Here is a 19388-nt window from a genome sequence, read left to right on the forward strand (position 1 = left end):
CCTAGTGGAGTTGCTTTTAATACTAAATTAGTTGGAGTTCGGCTCAATAGTGGGGCAGTAGTGTGAAAAAGATAAATTCAGCGCTCGATTATGTTGTAAAACCAGTGGAATTGAGTGAATACGTCGCTGGAGAGAAAAAAACGGTATAAATCCCGCAGAAGTCGTGGAAATGGCTCAAGTAACTAAAAAGAACGGTATAAATCCCGCAGAAGTCGTGGAAATGGCTCAAGTAACTAAAAAGAACGGTATAAATCCCGCAGAAGTCGTGGAATTGGCTCAAGTAGCTAAAAAGAACGGTATAAATCCCGTAGAATCTAGGAAAGTGGCTCAAGTAGCTAAAAAGAACGGTATAAATCCCGCAGAATCTAGGAAAGTGGCTCAAGTAGCTAAAAAGAACGGTATAAATCCCGCAGAAGTCGGGGAATTGGCTCAAGTAACTAAAAAGTACAGTATAAATCCCGTAGAATCTAGGAAAGTGGCTCAAGTAGCTAAAAAGAACGGTATAAATCCCGCAGAAGTCGTGGAATTGGCTCAAGTAGCTAAAAAGAACGGTATAAATCCCGTAGAATGTGGCGTAGACGCCTATGTAGCCAAAAAGAAGGGCAAAAAAGCCCTCCACCTCTACCGGCAGCAGTGGATTTATAAGAGCTTGTACCTCCGCCACAGCTATAGTGGGGTGATATTATCTCTGCTCGTAAGGATCTCCTACACAGCTCAATTCCCCGTTTTGCAACGCTGGTGTGCCTGCGACTTCGATCCGATGGCCCATTCGAATGGCCCGAGAATACCCTCCCATCAACTCCCATGTAGAACCCGTAAAAACTTGTTTTACTTGAAAGCCCTCCCTCAACTCCACCTACTATTTTCCAATCCCTTTATATAGTTCACGCGAACGATATGAGTTAAAGTTCAATAATTCCTCATTCATAATTCCTCATTCATAATTCCTCATTCATAATTCCTCATTCATAATTCATAATTCCTCATTCATAATTCATATTTCATAATTCATGTTCACTATATGTTATGTTTAATAACACGTTGATCATGAAATTTTAACTTCACTCTATTCAACACGGTTCATTTTATTTATAATGTTACATAAAATAACATTATAAATCAGAAATGGTTCTATTGATCCTAATAAGGAGGGGTGGCATGCATCTTACGGTTGAAGAAGCGTTGTCCATTTATCCTTTGTCCGAGGCGAAGCTTATCGCTGGGTCTAAAGGGAAACATCGAATTGTGAAGTCAATTAATGTGATGGATGCCCCCGATATCTCGGATTGGATCAAAGAAGGCGAGATGCTGCTAACGACAGCCTATTTGATAAAGGACAATATGGAGGAAGCCTCTGCCTTGCTGCAGACTTTGAATCGCCGGGGTTCTTCAGCCTTGGGCATTAAGCTGGGTCGGTTTTGGGATGAAGTACCAGAGCAACTGGTCGCAGAAGCGGAGAGTCTTAACTTCCCTCTAATCCAGCTGCCGTTCGAGTTTACTTTTTCGGATCAGATGAATGGTCTGTTTCGCGCCGAGCTTAGCCGCAGCACTCACGTTCTGCAGAACATTATGGAGAAGCAGAAAAAGCTGATGCAATTCGCCTTAAGACCTGTCCGCAGCCGTCCATTGTTTGATTCGGTGTCTGAAGTGATTGGCCATTCACTTGTGGTGGTTAGCGCACGGGGGGATGTGATCTACAACAACTCTGAATACCATCCTTCACAGCTGCTTGAGGGGTGGCCATGGCAGAAACGGAATCAGCGCTTTCGTGTGGGAGATCATGTGGGCTACCGTACACCGCTTTTGCAAGGAGAGAAGTGCTCCGGATATCTATTGTTTTGTGCCATCGACCCTTTATTGCTCCCAATGGAAGAAAGTTTGTTCGTTCAGGGAGCTGAACTTATTTCCTATCATATTCATTCAGGATACGAAGATTATTTTGAACAGGCAGAACACAGGGAGTTTAGCGGATTGCTGAGACGTTGTTTGAGCGGTAATTTATCTTACACAGATTTGGCGCAGGCTGCTGTCGACTTGGAGATTGAGCTGCTTCAATCACCATTTTGTCTCTTATTGACCGATACAGCTGCGACTGGGGAAGAACGTCAAGGGGAGCTGCTCAGACTAAAAGAAGAATATCTTGAACATCCCGGGCTGCGGGAAGTAAAGGGAATTCATGTGATCATAGATCAAGGGCTTTTGTCTATATATCCGGGAGATCGTCAGCGTCCTGAACAATTTCGGGATTTAATCCAGGTTTGTTTTGACAACATGAAGTTTGATAAGGGATATTATCCGCGAGCTGCGATAAGCAGTTGTAAAGCGAAGCCGGAGGGGCTGAAGGAGGCTTTTGCGGAGGTAAAGGATTGTATGGGAATGCTTCAGGGCGGGGGAGTAAAAGGGAATGTTGTGCATTACCGGCAGCTTGAGCTTAACCTGCTGCTCGGGCAAATTCCGGCAGAGGTTATGGAGAAATATTGTAATGGAAGTCTTAGAGGGTTGCTTAGCCGAGAACCGGAGTATGTCAGGGAAATGCTGCGGACACTGGAAGTTTATCTAGAGAACGATGGTCATGTTAATGAGACGGCTAAGAAACTGTTTATTCATCGAAACACGGCTACCTACCGGATCGAGAAGCTTAGTGAGCTGCTGGACGTCGATTTTAAAAAAATAAATGATCTAATGAGGTTGAAGTTAGTATTCATGTTTCGGAGGATGCTCGGACGGGACTAAGTTCTAAGTTCTAAGTTCTGGGTTGAAATGCAAACACGGAGGAGGGGAACCTCGTGAATACACATGAGATCGCAATGCATATTCAAACCCATCAGGCGCCTGCGGTGCTGGCAACGCTGATAGAGGTGGAGGGACACTCGTATCGTAAACCCGGAGCGGTGATGTTGTTTTTTGAAGAAGGTACGATTGGGAGCCTGAGTCCAGGTTGTCTGGAAAACGATCTGCAGCTGCGAACTTCTGAGATCTGGGAACGAGGGCTGCCCGAAATTGTGGAATACAACATGCTGTCTCCGGATGATCTGTCCTGGGGTGAGGTTGTCGGCTGTGGAGGCAAAATCAAAGTAGTGCTTGAACCCGTGCAGGGTCAGCTCTGCAAGCTTTTAGTGCAGGCGAGTGACAGATTGGCTAGGGGAGAGAAGTTAATTCTGTTCCGCGAAGCAGTGGAGAAAGGTTTTGCCTATAAGCTGGAGCTGGATCCAGACCTTGTACTGCCGCAGAGCAAGAAACATCCGAAATTATCCCACTCGGCAAAAGAAAGCCTGGCGGCAGGTCGCTTTATGGCCGCTCCAGCAGAATTGACAGCATTTCATACGTCTTTCGTGCCTAAACCGCGGCTTGTGATTTTTGGAGGGGGACGTGATGTGGTTCCGATTGCGGAACTTGCTGACAGAGTTGGCTTTCGGGTAGCGGTTGCGGATTGGCGCGAAGGAAGCTTGCACAATAAGTTTCCTCGAGCTGAACAAGTAATTTGTTCTCCTATGGAGGTTGTTCAGCGATTGGGTATAGCTCGGGAGGATTATGTATTAATTTGCAGTCATCAACTTGGGCGGGATAGACAGTTCATGGAGAGTGTGATTCCGCTTGCTCCTCTATATATAGGGATTATCGGTTCGAAGGCGCGGATATCTCTTTTACTGGAAGGGCTTGAGGATCCTGCATCTTTGCATGCACCTGTAGGGTTGCCGATTGGAGGAGAAGGTCCGGAGGAGATTGCGGTCAGTATTATAGCGGAAATTATTCAAATTAGAAGGGTGGGCTCACGAGAGCTGCCCAAAGGAGCGGATAGTCTTGAAGGTAGCAGGAATATATTTGGCAGCGGGGCAGAGCAGGCGGATGGGCGTGTCCAAGGTTTCACTGAAATTGTCGCAGGAGGTCTCACTCGGGAGCGTCGCGCTTAGTGAACTGGATCGTTGCAATCTAGAACCGCTAATCGTGGTAGTGCGTGCGGATGATAACTTGGAATGGCTGCCACCCGCGATTGAACCGCAAGCATCCAGACGTACCGAAACTTGCTTGACCGCACATCTAGGATTGTCTTTTTCACTGCGCTGCGGCCTTAATGCGGTATTACCTTTGCAGCCCGATGCAGTAGTTGTTGCGCTTGCGGATCAGCCATTTATTACTACAGCATTAGTGAACCGTCTAATACAAACGTTTGAACAATCTCCGGAGATGGACTATGTCGCTAGCGTCAGCAATGGGTCGGCTATGCCCCCGGCTTTGTTCTCGAAGACGTTGTTTCCAGCTCTACAGGGATTAGATGGAGATCGAGGAGCGGCGGGGATATTGCGTTCACCTGATTATAAGGGGATTGTTCTGGAATCTGAGTCTGCCCATTATTTCATGGACGCAGATACAAAAGAGGATTTTGGTGAGATTCAGGAGCAATGGATTCTGAGACATGGAAAGTGAAGTAAAGAATAGTCTGGAAGGTAATCTGAAAAGTAATCTGAAACAGTGTTCCTTTTCCACTTCTGGTCATATAATGTGACACGAAACTCACCATACAAAAACCAATTAGTGCATTACACACAAAAAAAGTTCTGATTCTTATATTCCTATACAAACGTATGTTATATAAATTTACGCCAAGGCCACCTCTAAGTATAGTAGAAGTACATTAATGGTTGCAGCCATGATGAGAGATGATTTGGAGGAGGAGAATTATGAAAAAAAGGGGTCAGTTCATAACATCTTGTCTTGCATTAATGGTTCTAATGACGGTGGCTTTGGTGGGGTGTGGCAGCAATAATAATACTTCTACAAATGCAACGGAGGCACCAGCGACAACTGCAGCGGCAACAGAGGCAACTGCAACAACAGAACCGGCTGCAAAGAAACCGACGGTTGCTTTTGTTTATATCGGACCTCCAGGGGATGGCGGCTACACGTACCAACATGATCAAGGACGGCTGTATATGGAGAAGGAGCTTGGGATTAAAGCTGACTTTGTAGAAAATGTCCCTGAAAGTGCTGACGCCGAACGAATCATCACCGAGCTTGCACAATCACATGACATCGTGTTTACAACGAGCTTCGGATATATGGATTTTACATTAAATGTAGCGGGCAAATTCCCCAACGTGAAGTTCCTGCATGCTTCGGGTTACAAAACCGCAGAGAACATGGGAACCTACTTCGGGAAAAACTATCAGGCCAGCTATCTGAGCGGCATAGCGGCAGGAAAAATGACCAAAAACAATCAGTTGGGTTATGTGGGCGCTTTTCCGATCAGCGAAGTGATCTATAACTTGAATGCTTTTACCCTTGGAGCGCAAAGTGTCAATCCTGATGTAAAGGTGAATGTGGTATGGACGAATACATGGTATGACCCGACGACTGAACGTCAAGCGGCAATCAGCTTGCTGGATAAGGGTGCGGATGTGCTTTTGGCCTATCAGGATTCACCTGCAACACTGCAGGCTGCTGCTGAACGAGGGGCTTTTGCCGGGGGAAATGACTCGGATATGAGCAAATACGCTCCGGACAATTATTTGACGAACCCGGTATGGAATTGGGGGCCGTATTACGTAAAAGCTGTGCAGGCAGTTATGGATGGAACCTGGAAGAGCGAGCAATATTCTGGTGATATGGCTGACGGTATGGTGGAGCTGGCTCCTTTCGGGAACAAGATCCCAGATGATGTGAAAAAGCTTGTCGAAGACGCCAAAGCGAAAATTATCAGTGGTGAGCTCGAGGTTTTCACAGGTCCGATCTCAGATAATCAAGGGAATGTGAAGGTTCAGGAGGGTCAGAAGCTGACCTTGGAGGAAGTGCTGGGCATGAACTGGCTCGTAAAAGGTGTGGAAGGAACTATCCCGCAATAATGTTTAAAAATAGGGAATAAAATGTGCACAATCTATGGGTGGGGCGGGTTCCGTTAAGCGGAAACTTCCCCACCCGTACTACAACTTGAAGGAAGGAGGGTTCAGGCCATGCGGGGAACTTCAGTTGAAATGCGGGGGATTGTGAAAAAATTCGGCTCGGTAACCGCCAGTGATCAAGTCGACTTTTCGGCAAATGCGGGTGAGATTCATGCGTTGCTTGGGGAGAATGGGGCCGGAAAGAGCACGGTGATGAGCATGCTGTCAGGGGTGTATAGAGCAGACGAAGGAGAAATTTTCATTCATGGGAAAGGTACTCAGATCCGTTCTCCTAAAGATGCTGCGCAGCTGGGTGTAGGTATGGTGTTTCAGAACTTTAGGCTGGTGCCAAGCCTCACAGCAGCAGAAAATATCGTGCTTGGCGAAAAGTCGTCTTTCTGGCGCGGCCGTAAGTGGATGAAGAAGAAACACAAGGAGATCGAGGCATTAGCGGAACGGTTTGGACTGAATTTCCCGGTGGATCGCCCGATCTGGCAGTTGTCCGTGGGTGAGCAGCAGCGTGTTGAAATCGTTAAGACGCTGTATCGCGGGGCTGACATTATTATTCTGGATGAACCAACCTCTGTACTGACCCCGGGAGAGGTGGAACAGCTATTTGAAACGCTGCGGGTCATGAAGCAGGCAGGAAAGACGGTCATTATGACTACTCATAAAATGAAAGAGGTTATGGCGTCCTCCGATCGGATTTCCGTCATGCGCAAAGGGAAAATGATCGCCACGCTGACCACGGCAGATACAGATGAACTGGAGCTGGCTCGTCTGATGGTGGGCAAGGAAGTAACCATCACCCGTCAAGAACGGGAAGCCACTGAAGGGGATTCTTTATTAGAAGTGAAAGATGTGGACGTATATGCTGATCACGGGCGAAAAGCACTGGATCACTTCTCTCTGAACGTATGTAAAGGGGAAATTGTAGGTGTAGCTGGGGTAGCTGGTAATGGGCAAAAGGAACTGGCTGAAGTGTTAACAGGTCTTAGAGGCTGGAAAAGTGGTGAAATCACGTTTGATGGAAAGACGGTGAAATCGGCTTCGGTTAGAGGGGCAATTGATTCAGGAATCTCCCACGTGCCGGAGAACCGGATGAAGAGCGGTTTAGCTGGACGCCTCGGATCGGTGGATAATCTTTTGTTTAAGTCTTACCGCTCAGAGGAGCATTCCAAATTTGGTTTCTTGAAGTCCGCGAAGAACCGTTTGTGGTCACAGGAGCTGGTCCAGCGCTTTAACGTCAAAACACCTGAGCTCGAGACGCCAGTACAACAGTTGTCAGGTGGTAATCAGCAGAAGCTGCTCTTTGCACGTGAAATCAGTCATCGGCCGAAGCTGATGGTCGCCGTTCATCCGACACAAGGGCTGGATGTAGGTGCCACGGCTGGTGTTCACGACCTGCTTATGGAGCTGCGTGGTTCAGGTAGTGGCGTGTTGTTAATTTCGGAGGATTTAGATGAATTGCTTCAGTTGTCCGACCGGATTCTAGTGATCTATAACGGCTCAATTATTGGTGAGAGTACACATGAGGAAGCGAATCGAGAGAGCATAGGACTACTAATGGCTGGTATTCAAAATAGAGAGGAGAGCGCCGTATGAGCCTGGAGAATGGAAGAAATACCGCAGCAGCTGTACTGGAATCCCTCCCCTCCCACTCCGGAAAACGATTCTCTCTACGTTTCGAATACGATGCCAGCCGCATCCGTTCTCCTTGGTGGACACCTATTGTATCTATAATTTTAGCGCTATTGTTGTGTGCCCTATTTATTGCGGCGAATGGCATGAATCCGGTGCTGGTCTATGAAAAAATGTTCCGTGGCGCATTTGGCACTGCGTATGGGCTCACGGAAACGATGGTTAAAGCGATCCCGCTACTCCTATGTGGGCTTGGGATTGCTGTGGCTTACCGCATTTCGGTATGGAATATTGGAGCAGAAGGCCAGTTAACCGTTGGGGCTATGGCGGCCACAGCGGTCACGATTTATTTTCCTGGCTTACCTTCATTCTGGTCCCTGAGCTTAATGCTGCTGTTCGGGATTGCCGCGGGTGCGCTTTGGGGACTGCTGACAGCTATTCCGCGGACGCATTTTGGAGTGAATGAGCTAATCACTTCATTAATGCTGAATTATGTTGCCCTATTGGCGCTCGATTACGTGGTATTCGGACCCTGGAAAGATCCTAAAGGATTTAATTTCCCGGGATCACCTATGTTTACTGCGGCTCAGTCGCTGCCTGTTCTCGGAAGTACAAGATTGCATATTGGATTGTTATTTGCACTTATCGCCGTTGTGATTTATTACTTAATGATTCGTTTTACCAAGTGGGGTTACGAGCTCCGGCTGATTGGGGCCAATGCTGTTGCAGCCAGATACGCGGGGATTCCTATCAAGCGTCATATTATTATCGTCATGCTGATCAGTGGGGGGCTCGCCGGGATCGCTGGCATGGCGGAGGTCTCCGGTGTTACACACAAGCTGATGCAGGGCATTTCACCGGGTTATGGATACACCGCCATTATTGTAGCTTGGCTGGCTAAATTGAATCCACTCGGTCTAATCGTTACTTCTATTCTATTCGGTGGCTTAATTGTTGGCGGATATAGTGTTCAAACCATCGGGCTGCCCTCATCGATATCTGAGATGCTGCAAGGCTCCATCCTGTTTTTCTTGATTGCTGGCGATATGATCTATCGCTTCCGCATTCGCCGTAGCCGGGTTCAGCTGAAAGGGGGGAGATAGGCAATGGATTTTACAACACAGCTACTTATTGCCGCTATTTCCGCAGGGACCCCGCTGCTGCTGGCTACGCTGGGAGGCATTCTAAATGAACGTGCCGGCATTATACAGCTTGGGGCTGAAGGTCTAATGCTGATGGGAGCGGTCACCACTTGTATCGTGTATATTCGCTCCGGAAACCTGCTGCTGGCTCTGCTGGCTACCGTAGCTGTAACGGCTGTGCTTGGTTTGCTGCATTCTTTTCTCTGTGTGACCTTGCGGGCGAATCAAACGATGTCCGGTCTTGCGATGACCCTGTTCGGCAGTGGGTTGAGCGCTTATCTTGGTAAACCGATCAGCGGCATTCCTTTGCCGGGAACCTCCCCTAAGCTGCATCTGGCTTGGCTGGAAAATGTACCGTTCATCGGAAAAATATTCGGCAATATGGATTACCTAACCTGGTTCAGCCTGCTGCTAGTGCTTGCTCTGCATTTGCTAATTCACCGCACTTCATGGGGCCTGCATTTGCGGGCAGTCGGAGACAGTCCGGCTACCGCAGATGTGATGGGGATCCGTGTACGGCTTATCCGCTACAGTTATGTGATCACCGGTGCTGCTCTCATCGGCCTGGCCGGAGCGGATATGGTATTGGCCTACGCGCCAACCTGGAATGAAGGGCTGACAGCCGGTCGAGGCTGGATTGCGGTAGGGCTAGTGATTTTTTCCAGATGGAATCCGCTGCGCGCCTTGTTCTGCGCTTACTTTTTTGGGGCATTGGATTCACTTGGCTTCCGTATTCAATTGCTGGGCAGTGCAGTTCCGCCCTATTTTCTCAAAATGATTCCGTACCTTGTGACCATTCTGGTCCTGATGTACCTGGGGTACCGCAATCGCAACAAACCATCCGGCACACCGGAGGCGCTCGGAGTTCCTTATATTCGGGAACAAAGGTTTTAAGGCAGGCTATACGAGAAGGGAAGCGGCAATCTGGTACTCAAAAAGGGAGGCGGAGTGTATGGGAGTTATACGGGAAGAGGAAGGAAGGCTACCTGAAGTAATTCAACCCCGCAGCCTGCACGAAGCTTGGGAGAGAAAAACGGCGTTTGGTGACAGTGCCCGATATGTCGCAGGAGGAACACTGCTGAGAATAGGGTGGGAAAATGGAACGGCTCATATGCCCAAACAGCTGATTGATCTTCGGCAAATTACAAATCTCGGCGACATTACCTTAACGGAATTTCACTTATCTCTGGGCGCTCTTGTTCCACTCTCCCAGTGCCGCAGTAATGAGCATTTGCAGGCCTTAGCTCCTGCGCTGCAAGAGGCTGCACGTTGCATAGCGGCTCCGTCGGTGCGTAATCTTGCCACGCTAGGGGGCAATATCGCTTCTGGCTTCGGAGATATTCTACCTGCGTTACTGGTCTATGACGCGGAGTTAATCTCCTTTGACGGCAAATTTATGACTCCTCTACCTTTGATAGAGTGGCTAAACAATCACTGGAGCGGGATAAAACCTGCGGCAGATCTTGTGGCTGAGATTCGCATCTCACCTACTCGCTTAGAGAGTCCGTTAACGGATAGGCTAGAAATTTTTCGTAAGGTTGGCCGCAGGGAAGCGTTCACCCCTTCACTTGTAACGGTAGCAATCTCAGCATCAATTGATGAGGAACACCGTTTCCGTGAGGTGCGTATCGCCGCAGGTGGGGGCTCTGGGCGGCCACAGCGACTAAGTAGGGCTGAAGTTATGCTTGAAGGTGTGAGGTATACAGAGGAGCTGTTGGCTTCTTTATATGAAGGGGTTGAGAACAGCTTTGAGACGTATAGTGATCCCTTTGCAACAGAACTTTACAAGAAAAAGACTGCTGGGAATTTGGTTGTATCTGAGCTGTGGAAGGCTATGAATGTACGGAGTTAAGAGGTGAATAACCCGACGAAAGGAGAGAGGGAAAATGCTGCTGAATAAGGAATCCAGCGGTAGCCGCTGGCGTACACGACCTGATGGAGAGGGCAAGGTATCCGGTAAGCTGCAGTATTTGACCGACATGAGGGCAGAAGGAATGTTGATCGGCCGCGTGCTCCGCAGTGAGCAGGCACATGCTCGTATTTTGTCCATACGCATTGAGAAGGCCATTGAAGTCCCTGGTGTACACGCTGTAATCACTCATGAGGATGTGCCCGGACTTAACGGCTTTGGCATAGCTTTGCCGCATCAACCGGTATTTTGCAGTGACCGTGTGCGTTACACTGGCGATGCGATTGCGGCAGTCGCGGCAGAGACGGACGAAATTGCGGAATACGCCCTATCTCTTATCGAAGTGGATTATGAGCTTCTACCCTTACTCGAGAATCCGGAAGAGGCGATGAAAAAGGACGCAATTCTGCTGCATGCCGAGGGAAACGTGCTTCATCATACGGAATATCGGAAAGGGGATCCGGAAGCGGTATTTACGGATTGCTGCCATGTGGTAGAGGAGACTTACTATACACCACGCCAAATGCACACCTATATGGAGACTGAAGGTGGACTGTTTATCCCAGAGGATAACGGACGGCTTACCGTATATTCAGCTACACAACATGGGTTAATGGATCGCTTGCAGCTATCCAGAATTCTGGCTATTCCTCAAGAAGATATTCGCGTCATCTCGAGTCCTATCGGCGGGTCCTTTGGAGGAAAAGACGAGCTGAATGTACAGCCGTATGGAGCGCTGCTCGCCTTGCGGACACTCCGTCCGGTAAGGCTGCATAATTCGAGAGCTGAATCGGTACGTGCAGGACTAAAACGCCATCCCATGAAAATCACCATGAAGACTGGCTGCGACCCCGAAGGAATCATCAGGGCACATCAGGTCAGCATTATTTCGGATACGGGAGCTTACGCAACACTGGGGGCGGAGGTGCTCAACTTCGCAACAGAACATGTGATGGGCCCCTATATCATCGATCATGTGGATGTGAAGGGTTTTGCTATATATACCAATAACGGTGTATCTGGTGAATTTCGCGGTTTTGGCGGCAATCAGGCGATTTTTGCTTTGGAGGGACAAATCGATCGGTTGGCTGAGCGATTGCAGATCGACCCGTGGGAAATGCGCCGCCGCAATTTGCGTAAATATGGAGATCTGGGGCCACTGGGTCAGGAAATTGCTCAGACCGATGGTGCCTTTCAGGTGTGGGAAGCGCTGGCGGGTTCGCCTCTTATGACTGAGGCCGCATCTACAGACAGTGATTCAGGTGTTGTGGAACCTTGGATCGTAACTGGCACGGGTGCTGCTATAGCTATGCATGGTGCAGGACTTGGTTATGGTATTCCCGATCCGGCGGGAGGCAGGCTCTCTTTGACGCTAGAGGGCAAGATTGAGGCGGTGTTTGGTTACGAGGAGTTTGGTCAGGGCTTAATTGCAACAATGGAACAAATGCTGATTGAACAGTTTGGCTTGGCGGTAGAGGATCTAAGCATCGTCATTGGCGATACGGATGTTGTGCCCGATAGCGGATCTAGTACGGCTTCCCGATCAACCAGCATGATGTGGATGGCCTTGAAACGGCTGCATCCAGACTTCACCGCTCGAGTGCTGGAGGCAGCTGCGATGATAAAGCCGGAGCTGGATAGCTATGAAATGAAGCTCGGCCCTGGCGGCATTTGGCTAAAAGACGGCGGTCTGCTTCTGACTTACAAGGACTTGGCACAGCGTATTTCAGAACCCATTGTCTGTAATACAAAGTTTACTTATCCAACGACACCCTTTAAAAGAGTGGGGGCACATTTCCTATACACCTATTCTGCAATCGCAGTCCGCGTGGAAGTTAATCTGCTTACTGGACGTGTCCGTGTACTGGACCAATATCATGCGGTAGCGGCGGGACCGGTGGCTAATCCGCAAGGTTATCTTGGACAGATCGAAGGTGGCAGCAGTATGGCGGTAGGCTTCACCTTGTCAGAGGATGCTGTGATGTCTGGCGGCAGCTATGTCACCAAAAATTTAGACACCTATTTGGTGCCGACCATTGCCGACATGAATGGCAGCATTCAGGTGCAGCCGATAGAGGATTTACCGGATCATGACACGTACGGTCCTCGCGGCATTGGAGAGGTGGGTTCCGTCAATTTAGCTCCGGCAGTCGTGTCAGCCATATTTCAGGCTGTAGGGAAGCGTGTAACCAGGCTGCCCATTGATCCCGAATGGCTGCAGTCTACACCGTTTATTCCACAAAAGGTGGTGAACATCCATGTCGAGCCATAATTCAGATCACAATCTAGATGAAGATAACCTTGACCCCTTATCGTCTGAGGAAGCTTTTGCAGAAGAGAGGTTCACCTTTAATTGCAATCTCAATGGGAAAGCGATATCCACAGAGATTCCACCCTCTCGCCGGCTTTTAAATGTCATACGTGAAGATTTGGAGCTGACCGGCACAAAACGTTCATGTGAGATTGGCCGCTGCGGGGCATGTATGGTGCTGGTGGATGGACGTCCAGTGAATTCATGTCTGGTTATGGCCTATCAATGCTCAGGTGCGGAAATTACAACAATTGAGGGTCTTAGTGAAGTAGGCCTACATCCCGTTCAACAGGCTTTTTTAGAAGAGGGGGGGTTCCAATGCGGTTATTGTACTCCAGGGATGGTTATCTCGGTGGTTGCTCTGCTGGAAGAGAACCCGCATCCTTCTCAGGCTGAAGTGGAAGAAGCTTTATCGGGTAACATTTGTCGCTGTACGGGGTACGGTGGCATTTTACGAGCTGTTAACAAAGCTATTGGAGGTTGAGTGGATGGTCGTTTCTGAAGGCAGGTTTACGTTGGAAGAGATAAATGCCATGAGTATAACGGATTTTGTGAATCATCTAGGCGGCATTTTTGAACATTCACCGTGGGTAGCAGAGGAGGCTTATAAGCAGATTCCGTTCCATTCTTTAGAGCATTTGCATAGCACAATGATGCAGACCGTACTGAGTGCTGACCGGAGCCGAATGGAGGAACTATTAAAAGCTCACCCAGATTTGGCGACTAGGCTTCAAGTTACGGCTTTGTCTGCCTCGGAGCAGCAGGGAGCTGGACTGGATCGGCTAACAACGGAAGAGTTCAATCTATTAAATGATCTGAACCGAAAATATACGGACAAATTTCATTTCCCTTTTATTCTAGCTGTTCGTGGCAAAAACAAAGATGACATCATCGGCGCCATTGGAGTGCGAGTTGAGCGTTCCCCTCAGGAGGAATGGGTTCAAGCCTTTTCTGAAGTCGGTACAATTACGAGATTTCGCCTAAGTGATTTAATTATTTAATTATTCATTCATTCATTCATTCATTCATCATAAACGGGGAGGGTGTCAGCCATGCTGGAACCAATTAACGGACGTACAATATTTTATGGAAAAAGTGATGTGCTAACTTATCGTACCTATGCTAAACCGCTGGCCGTTACCCCCGTTCCCGAATCTTCCTTCACGGGCTGCGAGAACATTATATTCGCACATAATATTACATTCGCGGTCACGGGCGAAGCGTTTCTTCCTTCTTTTTCAGAGGGGGATAATTCCATGGTTGTTGCTACCGATTCTATGAAAAATTTTATTCTGCGCAATACCGCGGACTACACTGGCAGCACAACGGAGGGGCTACTGCAGCTTCTAAGCCGCCGTTTTCTCGATAAATACGATCATGTCACCGCAGTTTCAGTTTCCGCAGACCGGTTACCTTTTGAACAGGTGATGGTGCCCGGGGTTGAGGGGCTTATACAGAGTCATTTAGTACTGCGTCACTCCAATAATGAATCTTATTCGGCTTCGTTAACTATAAAACGTGGAGAAAATGGGACTGAGGTTATCGCTCATGAATGCCGATTGAAGGATTTACAGCTGATAAAAGTGAGTGGAAGCTCGTTTTATGGATTCGTCCGTGATGAGTACACAACATTGCCGGAGAGCTTTGACCGTCCGCTTTATATTTTTCTGAATATTAACTGGACCTACAGTAATGTTCAGCATGCTCTGGATGGAGATCTAGGCCAATATGTGGCATCGGAGCAGGTTCGCGATATCGCCCATAGCGCTTTTCATGAGCTGAACAGTCCATCAATCCAATCGTTGATTTATCAAATTGGGCTGCGCGTATTGTCCCGTTTTTCACAGCTGGCTACCGTTTCATTTGAGTCCAATAACCGGACTTGGGAAACCATTGTTGAGCCTGAAGAAACTAAAGGTGGAGTCTTCACCGAACCTCGTCCACCCTATGGTTTTCAGGGCTTTTCTGTCAGCCGTGCAGATCTGGCCGGAGAGACAGTGTAATGAGCGGGCGTCTTACCACCCATGTGCTGGATCTGTCGCGGGGGATTCCTGCTACAGGTCTGACGCTTCAGCTCTGGAAGCTTACGGATGGGATGAGCAAGCTTCTGTATGAAGAAGTCACGAACAGTGACGGGAGGCTGGATGCTCCGCTGCTGGAGGGAAACGAAATGGAGGCTGGATGTTACGAGCTGCTGTTTATGGTTGGCGATTACTACCGTAGAGCTGATGCCAAAGCGTCAGCAGCTGGCATAGGAGTAACAGAAAGCTCAGCAGATACTCAACGTGAGATGTCTTTTTTTCTAGAACAAATACCTATTCGCTTTCATATAGAGAGCTCCATGCAACACTACCATGTCCCCTTGCTAGTAGCTCCTGGTGGATATAGTACGTATCGGGGAAGTTAGGAGAAAGTTGACGACCGGAGGAGGTGGCAGCTCATGAAGGAATCCTATGAACTTGTGATTAAGAACGGGAATGTAGTGCTGCCCGATCAGGTACTCAAGCTGGATATTGCAGTATCAGAGGGTAAGATTGTCGCACTTGGAGAGGAACTTTCGCTTGCGCCGCTAACCAAAGTCATCGACGCAGATGGGTTCTATGTGCTCCCCGGTATGATTGATATGCATGTCCACTTTAATGAACCAACGTTTGGACATTGGGAAGGCTTTCGCAGCGGCTCTGCGGCGTTGGCAGCTGGCGGCTGCACAACCTATGCAGATATGCCGCTTAACGGCAATCCACCTACTGTGAACGAGGCTGCACTTCGTCAAAAGGTGGATGCTGCGGCTGGAAACTCTGCCGTTGATTATGTGCTGTGGGGTGGGCTCGTTCCCGGCAATCTGGATGATTTAGAAGTTTTGGCAGCCGCTGGCGTCACTGGGTTTAAAGCCTTTCTCTCCAATCCTGGAGGGGAGGGCGAAGGCAGATTCCGTGAAGTGGATGAGGATACACTCTATCAAGGGATGCAGCGAATCGCTTCTCTGGGCGGGATTCTGGCGCTGCATGCAGAAAGTGAGGCTATCACGGCGGTGTTGACCGCAGATGCAGTGCGAAATGGCAGAACCAGCGCAAGTGATTTTGCGGCTTGCCGCCCTGCTGAAGCAGAGCTGGAGGCAGTGTCCAGGGCGCTGCTGTACAGTGAACGTACGGGCTGCCGGTTGCATTTTGTTCATATCAGCACGGCCGCCGCCATTGAGAAAATCTATGAAGCTAAGCTACGAGGTCTGGACGTTTCGGCCGAAACCTGTCCACATTATCTGGTCCTCACTGAAAATGATATGAAGGCTTTAGGCCCTGTGGCGAAGTGTGCGCCTCCGCTGCGAAGTGCGGTGGAGCAGGAGAAGTTATGGGAGATGCTGGCCCAAGGCAAAATCGATCTGATTGCTTCGGATCATTCCCCCTGTCCAACGGAATTGAAGGTGAAGCCGGACTTGTCCTTTTTTGCAGCTTGGGGTGGGATCTCAGGTGCGCAGAGCAGTCTGGAGCTTATGTTCCATGAAGGTGTGAATGTGCGGGGGTTGGATGTTACGTTAATTTCCAGTCTGCTCGCAGGGCAACCCGCAAAACGTTTTGGAATAGAGCATCGTAAAGGCGCTATAGCCCTAGGTCTAGATGCCGATCTAGTTCTGCTGAATCCAAGCACAACCTATACGCTGACTGCGGAGGATTTATTGTATCGCCACAAGCACAGCCCCTACATCGGAAGAACTTTATCCTGCAAAGTAGTTGCTACGATCTGCCGCGGGAATGTGATCTATACCTCTGAAGAAGGAGTGATCAGTGAGGGAGGTGGACAGTGGCTGCGAATTAGGAAGGAGCAGTACAGCCTATGAATGATTCCAGAGTTCAAGCGTCGACTCCGAAACTGCTGGAGCTGCTGGAGGAGCTGGCGGCATTCAGCACACCTGGGCCAGGAGTTACTAGACTGCTATATACGGAGGAATGGAGCCGGGCGCAGATTTTTTTGCAGGAAAAAATGGCTGGGCTCGGCTTAGAAGTTTCCATAGACAAGGTTGGCAATGTATATGGACGATTGAGTGGATGCAATCCGCAGCAAAAGGTTATTTTAACCGGATCGCATATTGATACTGTAGTCAATGGCGGGAAATATGATGGTGCCTATGGGATCGCTGCGGCTATGATTGCGCTTCAAGATTTGCAGAGGAACTTTGGCCAGCCGCAGCGGACGCTTGAGGTCGTATCTTTTTGTGAAGAAGAGGGGAGCCGATTTCCGCTTGCTTATTGGGGTTCGGGCCATGTCACGGAAAGGTATGACGGAAGCGAGGCCGAGACCTGTATGGATGCAGAGGGCGTGACGTTAAAAGCAGCAATGGCACAATTCAGTTTCTTACAGGACATAACGGAGGAGAAAGCTTCTAAGCGGACCGGAGTCAGAAATGATATTGGTGCTTTTGTAGAACTGCACATCGAGCAGGGGATTATTCTGGAGAAGACGGATACTCAGATAGGCGTAGTTCAGGGGATTGTTGGACAGAGACGATATGTGGTCAAGGTCAGTGGTATTGCTAATCATGCGGGCACGACACCGATGTTTATGCGGCAGGATGCACTGGCTAGTGCGGTTGAAATGCTGTACGTGCTTGAAAGTTCTGCTAAAACGGCTGGTGAACCTCTTGTAGCAACCTCGGGTAAGCTTGAGGTGTTCCCGAATACGCCAAATGTGATCCCGGGTGAGGTTCTTTTTACATTAGATATCCGCCATAGTGAAGAGGACGAACTGGAACGTTTCTGTGAGAAGCTTTTTGCGGAATGTAATGAAATTGCTGTTAAACGTGGGGTGATTCTTGAGGTTACATCCGTGCTCCACACAGTCCCTGCACCTATGGATACGAAGCTATCTGTAATGCTGGAAAATATCTGCCGCCAACAGGGGAAGACGTACCGCATGATGGTAAGTGGAGCGGGACATGACGCCCAGCTCTTTGCGCCGCGTTGCCCTACTGCGATGATATTTGTGCCAAGCCGAGCTGGGATCAGCCATTCTCCGGAAGAGTATACTTCCCCTGAGCAGCTCGTTGCTGGGCTTGAGGTGCTGACTGCGATGTTATATGAGTTAGCTTATTAAAAAGAGTTCGCCGAACTTTTAAGGGAGGATCATCATGAAGCGTTACGAAGATTTGTCGCCGTCCCAACGCTGTATTATGACTCCAGGTCCGGTCGAGGTAGATCCGCGTGTACTGCGGGCGATGTCTTTTCCGGTGCTGGGTCAGTTTGATCCAGAGTTCACCTCTATTATGAATGAAACGATGGAAATGCTGCGGGAGCTGTTTGCTACTCGTAATTCATGGGCTTACCCAATTGATGGTACCTCCCGTTCTGGAATTGAAGCCGTGATGGTTAGTTTGATCCTGCCGGGTGAGCGTGTGCTGATTCCGATCTTTGGCCGCTTCGGACATCTATTGCATGAGATTGCTGAAAGATGTGGCGCTGAGGTGTTCGTGCTGGAAAAGCCATGGGGGAGTGTGTTTGAGCCGGATGAAGTGATAGCAGCTATGGAGACTTTTAAACCACATGTGGTGGCAATGGTTCATGGGGAGACCTCTACAGGACGTGTGCAGCCACTCGCGGAAATCGGTAGAGCTTGCCGCCGGATGGATGCTTTATTCATAGTTGATGCAGTTGCAACCATTGGGGGCATTCCTGTCGAGACAGATGCTTGGATGTTGGATGCCGTCGTTGGCGGTACACAGAAATGCCTATCCGTCCCTTCCGGAATGGCACCGATAACGTATAATGATCGTGCCGAAGCTAAGCTCATGACCCGAAAACGAGTAGAACGCGGGATTAGAACAAGTGATGTCCAGCCAGGTGACTTATCTTTTGTCCGCAGCAATTATTTCGATCTCGGCATGCTTCAGGATTACTGGAGTCCACAACGCCTCAATCATCATACAGAGATGACCTCAATGCTTTATGCACTGCGGGAGGGCTTGCGGCTTACCCTTGAAGAAGGGCTGGATGCCAGATTCGCCAGACATATCCTCCATGAAAAAGCACTTGTAGCTGGATTAACAGCTATGGGTTTAGAACTATACGGGGATCCTTCCTGCAAGCTTACTGTTGTTACCTGTGTGCTGATCCCTGAGGGGATAGATGGGGAAGCTGTCCGTTCGCTGCTGCTGGGGCGGTTCGGAATTGAAATTGCCAGTTCTTTTGGACCGTTAAAGGGAAGGATCTGGCGCATCGGTACGATGGGTTTTAGCTGTCGTGAGAATAATGTGTTGCGGCTGCTTGGAGCGCTGGAAGCCGCATTACAGCGTCATGGATTTAAGGGGCCTTGCGGGTTTGGGGTTCCGGCAGCACTTGACGTATATGAGGCAAAAGTAAGATAATCGTTGGAATAGAGCGGATGGCGGGAGCGTAAAAACAGGGGCATGTCCGGATGGTTTGGACAATCTTTGGGAATAAGTAAACGGCTATCATCTACAGGGATGATTGAGCCGTTTTTTCTTACAAATACAGACCTGCGCAACTATATTATCCTAG

Annotated in this window: 17 protein-coding genes; all 17 read left to right on the forward strand. The window is 49.0% G+C overall.

All coding sequences use genetic code 11. The annotated features are described in order from the left end of the window. Positions 1–169 precede the first annotated feature (169 nt). The 17 genes from MKZ09_RS07155 (at position 170) to MKZ09_RS07235 (ending at position 19234) form a co-directional block, all read left to right on the forward strand. Positions 170–883, forward strand: a complete 714-nt coding sequence (locus tag MKZ09_RS07155; protein WP_341040750.1) for a hypothetical protein — start codon at positions 170–172, stop codon at positions 881–883. Positions 884–1158: 275 nt separating this feature from the next. Continuing rightward, positions 1159–2733, forward strand: a complete 1575-nt coding sequence (locus MKZ09_RS07160) for a PucR family transcriptional regulator (RefSeq protein ID WP_076206242.1) — start codon at positions 1159–1161, stop codon at positions 2731–2733. 53 nt (positions 2734–2786) lie between these two features. After that, a complete protein-coding gene (locus MKZ09_RS07165; protein WP_076206239.1) occupies positions 2787–3911 on the forward strand; it encodes an XdhC family protein in 1125 nt (374 codons plus the stop codon). Further along, positions 3853–4425, forward strand: a complete 573-nt coding sequence (locus MKZ09_RS07170; protein WP_179089593.1) for an NTP transferase domain-containing protein — start codon at positions 3853–3855, stop codon at positions 4423–4425. The genes MKZ09_RS07165 and MKZ09_RS07170 overlap by 59 nt, the downstream gene beginning before the upstream one ends. A gap of 254 nt (positions 4426–4679) precedes the next feature. Further along, the gene (locus MKZ09_RS07175) at positions 4680–5840 is read left to right on the forward strand and encodes a BMP family ABC transporter substrate-binding protein (RefSeq protein ID WP_076206234.1); all 1161 of its coding nucleotides are present in this window, start codon (positions 4680–4682) and stop codon (positions 5838–5840) included. A gap of 108 nt (positions 5841–5948) precedes the next feature. Continuing rightward, positions 5949–7481, forward strand: coding sequence for an ABC transporter ATP-binding protein (locus MKZ09_RS07180; RefSeq protein ID WP_076206231.1), 1533 nt, complete (start codon positions 5949–5951; stop codon positions 7479–7481). Next, a complete protein-coding gene (locus tag MKZ09_RS07185; protein WP_076206229.1) occupies positions 7478–8620 on the forward strand; it encodes an ABC transporter permease in 1143 nt (380 codons plus the stop codon). Before MKZ09_RS07180 ends, MKZ09_RS07185 begins: the two co-directional genes overlap by 4 nt. Positions 8621–8623: 3 nt before the next feature. After that, on the forward strand, positions 8624–9553 hold the full coding sequence (locus MKZ09_RS07190; protein WP_076206226.1) for an ABC transporter permease: 930 nt from the start codon (positions 8624–8626) through the stop codon (positions 9551–9553). 58 nt (positions 9554–9611) lie between these two features. Beyond that, on the forward strand, positions 9612–10511 hold the full coding sequence (locus tag MKZ09_RS07195) for an FAD binding domain-containing protein (RefSeq protein ID WP_076206224.1): 900 nt from the start codon (positions 9612–9614) through the stop codon (positions 10509–10511). A gap of 34 nt (positions 10512–10545) precedes the next feature. Next, positions 10546–12840, forward strand: a complete 2295-nt coding sequence (pucD, locus tag MKZ09_RS07200; RefSeq protein WP_076206221.1) for a xanthine dehydrogenase subunit D — start codon at positions 10546–10548, stop codon at positions 12838–12840. Beyond that, complete coding sequence (locus MKZ09_RS07205; RefSeq protein ID WP_081389044.1) at positions 12827–13363, forward strand: (2Fe-2S)-binding protein; 537 nt, start codon at positions 12827–12829, stop codon at positions 13361–13363. The genes pucD and MKZ09_RS07205 overlap by 14 nt, the downstream gene beginning before the upstream one ends. A 4-nt stretch (positions 13364–13367) precedes the next feature. Further along, positions 13368–13880 carry a 2-oxo-4-hydroxy-4-carboxy-5-ureidoimidazoline decarboxylase gene (gene uraD, locus MKZ09_RS07210; RefSeq protein WP_076206219.1) on the forward strand — a complete coding sequence of 171 codons (513 nt, stop codon included), beginning with the start codon at positions 13368–13370 and terminating at the stop codon, positions 13878–13880. A 51-nt stretch (positions 13881–13931) separates the two neighbouring features. Next, positions 13932–14882 carry a factor-independent urate hydroxylase gene (pucL, locus tag MKZ09_RS07215; RefSeq protein ID WP_076206216.1) on the forward strand — a complete coding sequence of 317 codons (951 nt, stop codon included), beginning with the start codon at positions 13932–13934 and terminating at the stop codon, positions 14880–14882. Further along, positions 14882–15286, forward strand: coding sequence for a hydroxyisourate hydrolase (gene uraH, locus MKZ09_RS07220; protein WP_076136251.1), 405 nt, complete (start codon positions 14882–14884; stop codon positions 15284–15286). Before pucL ends, uraH begins: the two co-directional genes overlap by 1 nt. Positions 15287–15319: 33 nt before the next feature. Beyond that, complete coding sequence (locus MKZ09_RS07225; RefSeq protein WP_076206213.1) at positions 15320–16714, forward strand: allantoinase; 1395 nt, start codon at positions 15320–15322, stop codon at positions 16712–16714. Beyond that, a complete protein-coding gene (locus MKZ09_RS07230) occupies positions 16711–17967 on the forward strand; it encodes a M20 family metallo-hydrolase (RefSeq protein ID WP_076206211.1) in 1257 nt (418 codons plus the stop codon). The genes MKZ09_RS07225 and MKZ09_RS07230 overlap by 4 nt, the downstream gene beginning before the upstream one ends. Positions 17968–18001: 34 nt before the next feature. Next, on the forward strand, positions 18002–19234 hold the full coding sequence (locus tag MKZ09_RS07235; RefSeq protein WP_076206208.1) for a pyridoxal-phosphate-dependent aminotransferase family protein: 1233 nt from the start codon (positions 18002–18004) through the stop codon (positions 19232–19234). Positions 19235–19388 lie beyond the last annotated feature (154 nt).

It is taken from the genome of Paenibacillus sp. FSL R5-0908 (assembly GCF_038006245.1).
Lineage (GTDB): Bacteria > Bacillota > Bacilli > Paenibacillales > Paenibacillaceae > Paenibacillus_AQ > Paenibacillus_AQ odorifer.